At 70.5% G+C, this 12228-nt stretch carries 13 protein-coding genes; 7 read left to right on the top strand and 6 right to left on the bottom strand.

What is annotated here, in order from left to right; genetic code table 11:
• Window positions 1–37: 37 nt before the first annotated feature.
• A complete protein-coding gene (locus D451_RS0114080; RefSeq protein ID WP_026125066.1) occupies window positions 38–1090 on the top strand; it encodes a Gfo/Idh/MocA family protein in 1053 nt (350 codons plus the stop codon).
• Between the two features lie 6 nt (window positions 1091–1096).
• Here the strand turns inward: D451_RS0114080 and D451_RS0114085 are convergent, their stop codons facing one another.
• Window positions 1097–1657: a helix-turn-helix domain-containing protein gene (locus D451_RS0114085; RefSeq protein ID WP_014910681.1), complete on the bottom strand. Its 561-nt coding sequence runs from the start codon at window positions 1655–1657 to the stop codon at window positions 1097–1099.
• 40 nt (window positions 1658–1697) lie between these two features.
• On the opposite strand from D451_RS0114085, the gene D451_RS0114090 reads away from it, so the two are divergent.
• Both D451_RS0114090 and D451_RS0114095 read left to right on the top strand, forming a co-directional pair.
• Entirely contained in the window at window positions 1698–2222 is a 525-nt protein-coding gene (locus D451_RS0114090) for a GNAT family N-acetyltransferase (RefSeq protein WP_014909817.1), read from the top strand.
• A 116-nt stretch (window positions 2223–2338) separates the two neighbouring features.
• Window positions 2339–3316 (top strand): EamA family transporter, encoded by a 978-nt coding sequence (locus D451_RS0114095; protein ID WP_187294491.1) that lies wholly within the window; start codon window positions 2339–2341, stop codon window positions 3314–3316.
• A 43-nt stretch (window positions 3317–3359) separates the two neighbouring features.
• On the opposite strand, the gene D451_RS0114100 is transcribed toward D451_RS0114095, so the two are convergent.
• Window positions 3360–4295 carry a ribonuclease Z gene (locus tag D451_RS0114100; RefSeq protein WP_017534909.1) on the bottom strand — a complete coding sequence of 312 codons (936 nt, stop codon included), beginning with the start codon at window positions 4293–4295 and terminating at the stop codon, window positions 3360–3362.
• 59 nt (window positions 4296–4354) lie between these two features.
• Window positions 4355–5116 (bottom strand): MBL fold metallo-hydrolase, encoded by a 762-nt coding sequence (locus tag D451_RS0114105; RefSeq protein ID WP_014913270.1) that lies wholly within the window; start codon window positions 5114–5116, stop codon window positions 4355–4357.
• 219 nt (window positions 5117–5335) lie between these two features.
• Between D451_RS0114105 and D451_RS0114110 the strand changes: the two genes are divergently transcribed.
• The 3 genes from D451_RS0114110 to D451_RS27345 all read left to right on the top strand — a co-directional run bounded on the left by D451_RS0114110 (window position 5336) and on the right by D451_RS27345 (window position 8356).
• A complete protein-coding gene (locus D451_RS0114110) occupies window positions 5336–6346 on the top strand; it encodes a pirin family protein (protein ID WP_026125067.1) in 1011 nt (336 codons plus the stop codon).
• A 280-nt stretch (window positions 6347–6626) separates the two neighbouring features.
• Complete coding sequence (locus D451_RS0114115) at window positions 6627–8246, top strand: sodium-dependent transporter (RefSeq protein ID WP_017534911.1); 1620 nt, start codon at window positions 6627–6629, stop codon at window positions 8244–8246.
• Complete coding sequence (locus D451_RS27345; protein WP_017534912.1) at window positions 8246–8356, top strand: methionine/alanine import family NSS transporter small subunit; 111 nt, start codon at window positions 8246–8248, stop codon at window positions 8354–8356. The genes D451_RS0114115 and D451_RS27345 overlap by 1 nt, the downstream gene beginning before the upstream one ends.
• A 75-nt stretch (window positions 8357–8431) precedes the next feature.
• On the opposite strand, the gene D451_RS0114125 is transcribed toward D451_RS27345, so the two are convergent.
• Both D451_RS0114125 and D451_RS0114130 read right to left on the bottom strand, forming a co-directional pair.
• On the bottom strand, window positions 8432–8974 hold the full coding sequence (locus D451_RS0114125) for a type 1 glutamine amidotransferase domain-containing protein (RefSeq protein WP_017534913.1): 543 nt from the start codon (window positions 8972–8974) through the stop codon (window positions 8432–8434).
• A 157-nt stretch (window positions 8975–9131) separates the two neighbouring features.
• Window positions 9132–9815, bottom strand: a complete 684-nt coding sequence (locus D451_RS0114130) for a hypothetical protein (RefSeq protein WP_017534914.1) — start codon at window positions 9813–9815, stop codon at window positions 9132–9134.
• A 213-nt stretch (window positions 9816–10028) separates the two neighbouring features.
• Between D451_RS0114130 and D451_RS0114135 the strand changes: the two genes are divergently transcribed.
• Window positions 10029–10739, top strand: coding sequence for a MerR family transcriptional regulator (locus D451_RS0114135; protein ID WP_017534915.1), 711 nt, complete (start codon window positions 10029–10031; stop codon window positions 10737–10739).
• Window positions 10740–10832: 93 nt separating this feature from the next.
• Here D451_RS0114135 and D451_RS0114140 read toward each other — a convergent pair whose 3' ends face one another.
• Window positions 10833–12209 carry an FAD-binding oxidoreductase gene (locus D451_RS0114140; protein ID WP_017534916.1) on the bottom strand — a complete coding sequence of 459 codons (1377 nt, stop codon included), beginning with the start codon at window positions 12207–12209 and terminating at the stop codon, window positions 10833–10835.
• Window positions 12210–12228 lie beyond the last annotated feature (19 nt).

Here is a 12228-nt window from a genome sequence, read left to right on the forward strand (position 1 = left end):
GCCGGCCTCGGCGGACGGAGGCCGGCATCATCACCCCATGCGCATGGGAGTGGTGGGACTGCGAATGGGGCTGCACCTGGCCCGGTGGGCCGAACGGATGGGGATCGAGGTGGTCGCCGGGTGCGACCACGACCCCGAGACCGCCCGGCACGCGGACCGGGAACTGCCCGGCATGGTGCTGGTGGAACACTGGCGCGACCTGCTCACCGCGGAGCTGGACGCGGTGGTGCTCGCCAACGACTTCGACGCCCACGCGCCCCTGGCCATCGCCTTCCTCGAACACGGTGTGCACGTGCTCTCGGAGACGGCCGCCTGTGTCTCCCCCGAGGAGGGCCGCGACCTGGTCGCGGCGGCCGAGGCCTCCACCGCCACCTATTCCTTCGCGGAGAACTACGTCCTGCTGCCGCACACGCGACTGCTGCGCGAGAGCGTGGAGTCCGGCGAACTGGGTCTGCCCGACCTCATCGAGGCCGACTACCTGCACGCCATGGCGCCCGAGGCCGTCCAAGGGCTGATCGGGGACCCCTCCCACTGGCGGGGCCGGATCCCGCCCACCGCCTACTGCACCCACTCGCTCTCCCCGATCCTGGCGATCACCGGGGCCATGCCCGTCGAGGTGACGGCGTTCCCCGTGGACACCAACGAGCCGCGCCTGGCGAGCGTGATGGCGGTCCGTCTGTCCACGGGGGCGTTGGCACTGACCCGCAACGGCTTCCTCCAAGGCGAGTCCGAGAGCCACTGGAGTCAGATCTCGGTCCGCGGCGACCTGGGCATGGCCGAGTCGCTCCGGGCCCCTGGCGAACGCTCCTGGTCGATCCGGGTACGGCACGAGGCCTGGGCCGTCCCCGAGGGTCGGGTGCGCGAGGAGGAACGCCTGACCGCCCCGCTCCTTGTGGACGGCGCCCCGGTCGACCGGGGCGCGGAGGGTACGGTGCTCCTGTTCCAAGGACTGCGCCGCACCGTGGAGGAGGGCGCGCCTCCCCCGGTGGGGGTGCGCGAGGCGGTGGCCGCCTCACTGGTGGGGGTGGCCGGGGCCCGCTCCCTGGAGGAGGGGTCGGTGCCCGTCGCGGTGCCCCTGCCCTGGGGTTGAGCGTGCTCAGCCGCGCCGGGTCAGGGCCACCAGGTAGCGGCAGAGACGCGAGGAGGGGTTGTGGTACTCGCACGCCGCCGGAGCACCGAGCTCCAGACAGTCCCCCTCCCCCAGCAGGTGCTCCGTCTCCCCCTCGGTGAAGGCCAGGACGCCTTCGAGCACCCAGATCCGGTGGTGGGCGAAGGCGAAGGTCTGCGCCGGATAGGGCACGCGCACGCCCGGCGGCAGTTCGACCTCGACCATCTCCATGGCCCCTCCCGGGGAGGGGGAGAGGTCGCGACGCCGATATCCGGTCTCCGGGTCGGTCCACACTGGCTGTTCGTGACGGCGGATCAGACGACGGCCGTCCTGTTCGGCGTGGGCGATCAGCTCCGACAGACTGATCCCCAACGCTCCGGACAGGCGCCCCAGAAGGGAGGCCGTCGGCTGCGCGTCCCCGTTCTCGATCCGGCTGATCATCGCCCGGGAGACCCCGGAACGTTCGGCCAGGGCGCCCCCGCTCAGCCCCCGATCCCGACGCAGGGTGCGCAGTGTCACGGCCAGGGCGGTGCCCAGTTCGTCGCTCATGCGTTCACCATAGTCGACATTCTCGTTTACGATCATCGACATGGATTCCCTGCTCACCCGTCCCCTGATCCGCGACGCCACCACCGAGGACGCCTCGGCCTGCGCCGAGATCTACCGCCCCTACGTCACCGACACCGCCATCACCTTCGAACTCACCCCTCCCACCACACGGGAGATGGCCGAACGCATCACCGCCGCCCAGCGCGAACACGCCTGGATCGTGATGGAGGACGAGGACGGGGTGATCGGCTACGCCTACGGCGGCACCTTCCGCACCCGGGCCGCCTACCGATGGACCTGCGAGGTCAGCGTCTACCTGGAACGCGACCGCCGACGTTCGGGCGCGGGACGGGCCCTGTACGGAGCGCTCCTGCCCCGCCTGGCCGACCGGGGCATGCGCACCGCCGTGGCCTGCATGACCCTGCCCAACGACGCCAGCCTCGGACTGCACCGGGCCATGGGTTTCGAGGACGTGGGCCGTATGCGCGGCGTGGGCCATAAGCACGGGGCCTGGCACGACGTGGCCTGGGCCCAGCGCGACCTGACGAGCGGCCTCGAACCCTGACCCGACCAGCCCTCCCGCCACGCGGACGTGCGGACGCCGACCGTATGAAGGAACGCGCCGGGCCGACCTCTAAGCTCGGACCGATCCCATCATCCCTCAGGTCCCTGGAGCCCTCCGTGTCCGCGCACTCCACCCGCCACCGCCCCACGGGGTTGGCCTTCGCCCTCCTCGCCGCCCTGGCCTTCGGCGGCTCCGGGGTCTTCGCCCGACCCCTGCTCGACGCGGGCATGGACCCGCTCCACGTGACGTGGCTCCGGGTGGCCGGCGCCGCGCTCATCCTGCTGCCCGTGGCCCTGAGACACCGGGATCTGGTCCGACGTCGCCCCCTCCTGCTCCTGGCCTACGGGGTCTTCCCCATGGCCGGGGTCCAGGCGCTCTACTTCGCGGCCGTCGCCCGCATCCCCGTCGGTATCGCCCTGCTCCTGGAGTTCCTGGGCCCGGTGCTGGTGCTGCTGTGGGTGCGGGTGGTACGCAAGGACCGGGTCTCCCCCGCCGCCATCATCGGCGTGGTCCTGGCCGTGGCCGGCCTCGGACTGCTGCTGGAGGTATGGGCCGGCATGCGTCTGGACGCGATCGGGGTGGGCCTGGCCCTGGGCGCGGCCGCCGCCCAGGCCGCGTTCTTCCTGCTCGGCGACGCCGTGGGCGAGGACGCCGACCCCCTCGCCGTGATCGCCTTCGGCGCCCTGATCGCCACCGTGCTCCTGGGTATCCTCTCCCGCCCCTGGAACCTGCCCTGGAACCTGATGGCGCACTCCCACGACCTGGGCGGCCTCACCCTCCCCGGCTGGGCGCTCGCCCTATGGCTGGCCCTGGTGTGCACCGCCATCGCCTACTTCGCCGGGGTCTCGGCGATCAAACGCCTGTCCCCGCAGGTGGCCGGCGGCGTGGCCTACCTGGAGGTCGTCACCGCCATCGTCATGGCCTGGATCCTGTTGGGCGAATCCCTCAACGCCACCCAGCTGGTGGGGGCCGTGGTGATCGTGACCGGCGCGTTCATCGCCCAGATCGCCGTCCCCTCCACCCCCGAGACCGTCCCCGACCAGGCGACCGAACCCGCCACCCGGCAGGTCCGACCGCCCTCGGAACACCACTGAGACCCACCCGACCCGCCTCCGACCACGCGGTCGGAGGCGGCGGTCACACCGGCCGGCGACGCGCGGGCATGGCGATCCGATCCAGATCGGCGGCCAACACGATCCGCCCGTCGAACTCCTGCGCCGCCTGGGCCACGAACTCCCCCTCACGTTCCTGTTCGTAGCGCTCCGACAGATGCGTGAGCACCAGAAGCCGCACCCCGGCGCGCGCCGCGATCCGCCCCGCCATCCGGGCGGTCAGATGCCGATACTCCCGGGCCAGGCGCTCCTCGGAGTCCAGATAGGTCGACTCGATCACCAGCATGTCGGCGCCGCGCGCCAACTCCACCGCCTGCTCGCACTCCCCGGTGTCCATCACGAACGCGAACACCTGCCCGGGACGAGGATCGGCGCACTCGGCCAGGGCCACCTCCCGGCCCGCCACCTCGATCCGCCCCTCGCGCAGCAACCGGGACACGTCCGGGCCGCGCACCCCGTGACGCTCCAACCTCTCGGGCGACATCCGCCACCCGTCCGGCTCCACCAACCGGTAGCCGTACGCGGGAACCGAATGACGCAACGGCAGCGCGGTGACCGTGAAGGGCTCCTCCTCCCCGATCGCGCAGCAGCCCGAACCGCCCACCGGCTGGGGAAGGATCACCTCGGTGTCGTGGAAGGAGGTGGCGTGCCGCAACCGGCGCCAGTACTCCTCACCGGCGCCCGGATAGGCCACCCGCACCGTGTGCGGCACCCGATCGCGGGCGATGCGCTGCATCACCCCGGGCAACCCGAGACTGTGATCGCCGTGGAAGTGCGTCACACAGATCCGGGTGACGTCGGTGGCGGCCAGACCGGCCAGACGCATCTGCCGCTGGGTGCCCTCCCCGGGATCGAACAGCACACCCTGATCGCCCCAGCGCAGAAAGTACCCGTTGTGGTTACGCCGACGGGTGGGCACCGCGCTGGAGGTACCCAGGATCACGAGTTCGCGTACCGACATGGGCCGTATTCTCCCACCGCAGCCCCGCGCCCTCCCGCGCCGAGAGGGAACGGCCGACCTCAACGGGTCCGACGCTCACGCGCCCGCTCCAACGCCGTCTCCAGATCGTCGGTGACCGGCTCCCCGTGCCCGGGCAACAACGCGGTCCGCTCCGACAACCCGGACAACCGGTCCAGGGAACGCACGGCCTGCTCATAGTCGTGGGTGGACATCCCGCCCACCACACAGGGCCCCTCCACACCGGTGGTGAAGTCGTGCGTGACCAGGGCGTCGCCGGTGAAGGCCACCCGCCGGTCCTCGAAGACCACCACCGAACTGCCCGGCGTATGCCCGGGGATCGACAGCACTCGCGGCCGCCCCGGAACCTCCTCCAACACCTCGTCATGGCCGAACGTGGAGTAGGAACGCACCCGGGCCGAGGTGAACGCCCCCTGCTGCCCCAGATGGAGCAGGGACCCCGCGGCCCCGGGGTGACGCAGCAGACCGTGCAACAGACCGTGCTCGGGAGGCGCGTGCACCATCGAACTGGTGGGGCCGTCGTCCAGAATCGGAGCGTCGGCCTCGTGCACCCACACCCGGGCCCCGCCGTCGTCGCGCGCCCGCTCGGCCAACCCGGTGTGGTCGGGGTGGGCGTGGGTGAGCACCACCGCCCGCAACCGGCCCCCGATCCAGGCCACGGCGTCCAACAGTTGAGCGCTGTGCGTGGGCAACCCGGCGTCCACCATGACCAGGCCGTCATCGGTGTCCACCAGATAGAAGTTCACCACGTGGTCTCCGAGGCGGTACACACCGGGAGCGACCTGGGTACAGGTGTGCGTCATCATCCCTCCCGCCCCGTCTCGGGCCCGACCTCCCCACTCGACCGGCGGGCCCTCCTCCTCTTGTACCCACCACCGGCGCGAGTCCCGCCCTCACCACGCCGGAGGAAGCGCCATCGCTCGAGGTCACGGGCCCCACGGCCCGCGGCGCACCGCCTCGGGACGGCGCGGAGGGCCCGGCGGACCGTGCGCCCCCTCACCGCCTCGACTAGCGTCGGAGCCGTGAGCAACATCGAACCCCACCCCGCCGAGCAGCGGGTCTGCGGCGGCGAGGTCGACCGCCCCGGCCCCGAGCCCGATACCGAACTCCTCGAACCCCGCCGGGTCCCCCTCGGAGGACCGCGCGCCATGCCGGTCCTTCGAGCCCTGCCCGGCAAGAACCGGCGCATGGTCGGAGCCTGGTGCTTCGCCGACGCCTACGGGCCCGTGGACGTCTCCGCGCAGGCCGGTATGCAGGTCCCGCCCCATCCGCACATCGGTCTGCAGACCGTGAGCTGGCTGATCGAGGGGACCGTCCACCACCGGGACGGTCTGGGCTCGGACCAGACCGTGCGCCCCGGACAGCTCAGCCTCATGACCGCCGGACACGGCATCGCCCACTCCGAACGCACCCCCGACGGAGCGCCGGATCTGCTCCACGGGGCCCAACTGTGGGTGGCCCTGCCCGCCGACTCCCGTGAGGACGCGCCCCACTTCGAACACCACGCCGACCTTCCCGTCTTCACCCTGCCCGGGGCCCGGGTCACGGTGATCGCCGGTCGTATGGACGGCCACGAGTCCCCCGCCCGCACCTACACGCCGCTCATGGGCGCCGAGATCGTCCTCGAAGCCGACCGGGACGTCGAACTCCCCGTCGACCCCGCCTTCGAACACGGCCTCCTGCCATTGGACACCCCCGTGGAGTCCCACGGCCACCACGCGCCGGCCGGCTCCATGATCTACCTGGGGACCGGACGCACGACCATCCGCGTCCGCGCCGGAGAACGCGCCCACCTGCTCCTGATCGGTGGTGAGCCCTTCACCGAGGACCTGGTCATGTGGTGGAACTTCGTGGGCCGCGACCACGACGAGATCGTGCGGGCCCGCGAAGGTTGGGAACGGGACCGCGACGGGGCCTCCACCGAGGAGCGTGCGCGCTTCGCCCCGGTCACGACCGACCCCGGAGCGGCCCTTCCCGCCCCGGAACTGCCCAACGCCCGGCTCCGTCCCCGCCCGTCCCATCGAGGTCGCTGACCCCGGTTCCGAATCCGTTCCCACGGCCCGTCCCACCGTCGTCTTTCGGTCGGACGGGCCGTTCGCGTTCCCGCCTCTCACCCCGGATCCACAGGGGCGCTGAAGCCCTCGGATAAGTCCGACTTGACATCCCCACCTCCGCACGAGCCTGAACAGTTCAGAACGAAAGGCCCTCGTTCGGGCGACATCCGGCGCACGGACCAGCATCGACGATGCTCAAAGCGGCAAATCCTGCTACCGTGCGAAACGCGAACTACGGGATGATTTAGGAGACCTGAACATGGGTCAACAGGCTCGCGAGCAATGGGGAACTCGCGCGGGCTTCCTCATGGCCGCCATCGGATCGGCCATCGGACTGGGCAACATCTGGCGATTCCCCTACGTCGCCTACGACAACGGTGGTGGGGCCTTCCTCATCCCGTACCTCATCGCGCTCTTGACGGCCGGTATCCCGCTGCTCATCCTCGAGTACAGCATCGGACACCGTTACCGCTCCTCGGCTCCGCTGTCCTACCGGCGCATCTACCGGCCCGCCGAGGCCATCGGCTGGTGGCAGGTGGCCATCTGCTTCGTCATCGCGGTCTACTACGCCGTGATCGTCGCCTGGGCGATCCGCTACGCGGGCTTCTCCATCGGACAGCAGTGGGGCGATGACCCCAACGGCTTCTTCTTCGAGGAGTTCCTCCAGATCAGCGACACCCCGGGCATGGTCTCCGGGTTCGTCTCCGGTGTGGCCTGGCCGCTGATCGCCGTATGGGTGGTCGTCCTGGGCATCCTGGCCCTGGGCGTGCGCAAGGGCATCGAGAAGGCCAACAAGGTCTTCATTCCGCTGCTGGTCGTGCTGTTCGTCCTCCTGGTCGCGCAGTCACTGACCCTCGAAGGCGCCTCCGAGGGCCTCAACGCCCTCTTCACCCCCGACTGGAGTGCCATGCTCGACGGCGGGGTGTGGATCGCGGCCTACGGACAGATCTTCTTCTCCCTGTCCATCGGCTTCGCGATCATGGTCACCTACGCCTCCTACCTCAAGCGCAAGACCGACCTGACCGGCACCGCCCTGACGGCCGGCTTCGCCAACAGCTCCTTCGAGCTCCTGGCCGGCATCGGCGTCTTCGCCGCCCTGGGCTTCATGGCCAACGCGGCCGGCACCGGCGTGGACGAGGTCGCCGCCTCCGGCATCGGCCTGGCCTTCGTGGCCTTCCCGCAGATCATCTCCACCCTGCCCTTCGGCGGAGCGCTGTTCGGACTGCTGTTCTTCGTCTCGCTGGTGATCGCCGGTATCACCTCGCTGATCAGCATCGTCCAGGTGATCATCTCGGCCGTCCAGGACCGCACCGGCCTGGCCCGCGTGCCCACCGTGCTGCTCGTGGGCGGCGCCACCGCCGTGGCCTCGATCCTGCTCTTCCCCACCCACGAGGGCCTGTACATCCTCGACTCCTTCGACCACTTCATCAACCAGTACGGCATCGCCATGGCCGGCCTGGTGATGATCCTGGTCTTCGGTTGGCTCGTGCGCCGCCTGCCGGTGTTCGAACGGCACGCCAACGCCGTCTCCACGATCCGCCTGGACCGGTGGTGGAAGGTCGCCCTGGGCGGCATCACCCCGATCCTGCTCGGCTTCATGATGTGGGACAGCCTGCGCAGCGAGCTCACCTCCAACTACGAGGACTACCCCGACCAGTTCCTGCTGGTCGCCGGTTGGGGCGTGGCCATCGGCGCCATCGTCTTCGGCATCATCGTCGCCTGCTTCCCCTGGAAGCGCGCCGACGCCATCGCCCGCGCCGACGCCGAGCGTTTGGCCGGGGCCGAGGACGCCGAGGTCCCGCCGGAGCTGGACGCCCCCGACCGGATCACCGCCACCGACGCCGAAGCCGGTGACAACACCAAGGAAGGGGACCGCTGATGTCCGCCAGCGCGATCGTGATGATGGTCATCTCCATCGTCGTCCTGTGGGGCGGCCTGCTCGGCGCCGTGCTGCACCTGCGCCGTCACCCCGACGAGCCCGAGGCCTAGCCCTTCGGCCGACACGACCGGCATGACGAGGGGCCGCCGACACCGTCACGGTGTCGGCGGCCCCTCGTCGCGTCCTCAGCCCGCGAACTCGGACACGATCCGTTCGCAGAACGCGTCCAGATCGCCGGGATCACGGCTGGTGGTGACACCCTGGTCGGTGACCACCGGCTCCTCCACCACCGTGCCGCCCGCGTTACGGATGTCGGTGCGGATACTGGGGTAGGAGGTCAGGGTGCGACCACGCACCACGTCGGCCTCCACCAGGATCCACGGCCCGTGGCAGATCGCCGCCACCGGACCGCCCCGGTTCACGAAGTCGCGCACGAAACCCACCGCGTCCGCGTTCGTGCGCAGATGGTCCGGGTTGATGGTCCCACCGGGCACCACCAGAGCGTCGTAGTCGTCCACGCTCACCTTCGAGACCTCACGGTCCACGGCGAAGCGGTCGGCGGGCTCGATGTCGCCGTTCATGGCCTGGATCGGATCCGTGGACAAAGAGACCAGATCCACCCGGGCCCCGGCCTCGGTCAGAGCCTCACGGGGACGGACCAGCTCCACCTGCTCGACCCCGTCGGCGGCCAGCACGGCCACCCTTCTTCCGGAGAGTTCCCCTGCCATGGCGTCCTCCTGCGTCGTACGTCGCGTTCGGTCGAGTCCCGTGCCACGTTCGCCGTCCTACCCACCCCGACCCCTCCTGTCACATCCGAGGCCGTGAGACGGTCGTGGACGCGACCGGAGCCGATCACACCCACGACCGTTTCCCACACCGGAGACCTCAGTCCCGGCTCTCCTCCCGGAGCCGATCCGGAAGGAGCTCCAACAGGTCGATGGAGGCCTCGATGGTCTCCAACGCCATCGTGGCCCCCAACCTCCCCCGACGCCACGACAACAGGTGATCGCCGGTCAGCCGGAAGGGGGAACGGAGAGAGGGACGCTCCAACAGGTGCTCACGCACCCGCGGGGTCAGCGTGCGCGCGGCGAACGCCTCGTCGTCGCCCGCCACGTGGAAGGCGGCGTCGAAGTCCTGATCGCCCACCTCGATGTCGCGCATCCCGGCCGCCGCCGAGAGGGAGTACCCCGGGTGGGTCCGACGCACCTCCAGGATCGGGGTGGCACGGGTCCCGACCACCACGACCCCATAACGCTCATTGGCGGTGAGGGAACCCTGCGCGGTGGTCAGGGTGGAGGTGTAGGAGTACTCATAGGCCAGGAAACGATGGCCTCGATGCTCACCGGAGATCACGTGACGGACCCTGGCGTCGGAGCTGCCGTCCTTGAAGGGCGATCCCCGAAAGAGCCCCACCATCTCCGGACGTTCCCGGTCATAGCGCCAGCCTCGGCCGCGGGCCCAATCCTCCAAGGCCTGGGAACGCTCCCGATCGGCCGCCGACTGCATCACCGTGATGGCCACGATGACCAGGGCCGCGATGAGCAAAAGGGCGATCACGCCACCGGACATAGGGGCCCTCCCCTCTCGTTCCGTCTCTAACGGAGAGACGTACGGCACATCCTTCCGGTTCCCGTACCCCACAGGGAAACCGGACCGTTCTCAACCCCTCGGAGAACGCCCGAGAACACCCCCTCCCCACCTCGACACGGAAAGGCCGCGAAAGGGCGGGGCGGGCCTATCCTGGACACCGCCGCGCCACGGCCGAGACGGGGAGGAACCGACGTGGACGAACCGCCCCGCCTACGCCCCATCGACCTGGCCCGCGCCGCCGGCATCTCCACCCAACAGGTCCGCAACCACGCCGACGAGGGCCTGCTGCCGCCCACGGAACGCACCGAGTCCGGCTACCGCGTCTTCACCCCACGCCACCGACGGGCCCTACTGACCTTCCGCGCCCTCTACGCCGCCTGCGGAAGCGACGTCTCCCGCCGGATCATGCACGCCCTCAACGACGACGACCTCCCCACGGCACTGGCCCTCCTCGACTCCTCCCACGCCGAACTCCACCACCAACGCCTGGCCCTGGACGAGACCGCCAAGGCGCTCACCGCCATCGCCGACCGGGACACCGGCGCGCCCGCACCGCCCACCGGCGACCTGCGCATCGGCGAGGTCGCCGCCCACCTGGGGGTGCGCACCTCCACCCTGCGCGTATGGGAACAGGCCGGACTCCTGGACCCCGCACGCGAACGCGTCACCGGCCACCGCCTCTACACGCCCACCGACGTGCGCCTGGCCCGTATCGTGCGCCTGCTACGCCAGGTCCACTACCCGCTGCCCGACATCGGACCGATCCTCCGAGAACTGGGCCGCACCGGCGACAGCGGCTCCCTGCGCGTGGCCCTGGACCGGCGCGCCCACGACCTCGACCGACGCTCCCGAGCCCTGCTCACCGCCGCCGCCCACCTGCACGACCACCTCGACCACCCCTGAACGAGCACGGACCCTCCCCCGAAGGAGAGAGCCCGCACCGACCATCGAGGTGGAGCCGACCCGCACCCGCACCGGCCCCACACCACATCGCCCCTAGACGAACACCTTGCCCGGGTTGAGGATCCCCTTCGGGTCCAGCGCGCCCTTGATCGCCCGGTGCATGGCCACCACGTCGGGACCCAGCTCATCGGCGGCCCCGCGCATCTTCAACAACCCCACCCCGTGCTCACCGGTGACGGTGCCGCCCATGGCCAGGGCCTCGTCCACGATCTCCTCGAAGGCCCGCTGCGCACGCTCCTTGGCCTCCTCGTCCCCGGCCGGGACGATGAACAGCGGATGCAGGTTGCCGTCACCGGCGTGGGCGATGTTCCCGATCCGGGTCCGGAACCTCTCCCCGATCCGCTCGATCGCCTCCAACATCGTCGGCACCGACGCCTTGGGCACGCACACGTCCTCGGTCAACAGCGGCCCCAACCGCTCCAACGCCGGATAGGCCAACCGGCGCGCGGCGAAGAGCGCCTCCGCCTCCTCCTCGTCGGTGGAACGCACCGCGTACACGGCCCGCTCCTTCTCGAAACACTCCAGGATCCGCTCGGCCTCGGCCCGACCCGACTCTCCGGGCAGGTCACTACGGGCCAACAGCAGCACCTCGCCCTCGGCGGACAGACCCATGTTCTTCCACTCGTCCACCGCCTGAAGACAGAACCGGTCGATCAGCTCCAGCGCCGAGGGCACGACCCCCGCCGCCGACACCGCCGCCACCGCACGACCGGCGTCGGTCAACGAATCGAAATAGCCCACCACGGTGTGCTCGACCCCGGTACGCAACGGCACCAGACGCAACGTCACCTCGGTGACCAGCCCCAACGTGCCCTCCGAACCCACCATGAGTCCGGCCAGGTCGTACCCGGTCACCCCCTTGGCGGTGGTCTTGCCCAGCCGCACCACCCGCCCCGTACCGGTGACCACCTCCATGCCCAACACGTAGTCGCGGGTCACCCCGTACTTGACGCAGCACAACCCGCCCGCGTTCGTGGACACGTTCCCACCGATGGTCGACCAGGGCGAGGACGCCGGATCCGGCGGATACCAGAGCCCGTCCCGGGAGACCCGCGCGCGCAGATCGTCGTTGACCACCCCGGGCTGGACCGTCGCGCTCTGCTGGACCGGATCGACCGCCAGCACCCGGTTCATCCGCTCGAAGGAGACCACCACCCAACCCCGCCCGGAATTGGCCGCGCCCGACAGCCCGGTCCCGGCGCCCCGTGCCACCACCGGCACCCCACGGTCGGCGCAGATCCGCACCACCGCGGCCACGTCGGCGGTCTCACGAGGTCGCACCACCGCGACCGGACCCTCATAGGGGGCCCACTCGGCCTCGTCGTGGGCGTACCCCTCCATCACCTCGGGATCGGTGACCACCAGGCCCTCCCCCAGGGCGGCCCTCAACTCCTCGACCACTCCCGACATGGGCGGCTCCTTTCCGACT

The sequence above is a fragment of the Nocardiopsis alba DSM 43377 genome (assembly GCF_000341225.1).
GTDB lineage: Bacteria > Actinomycetota > Actinomycetes > Streptosporangiales > Streptosporangiaceae > Nocardiopsis > Nocardiopsis alba.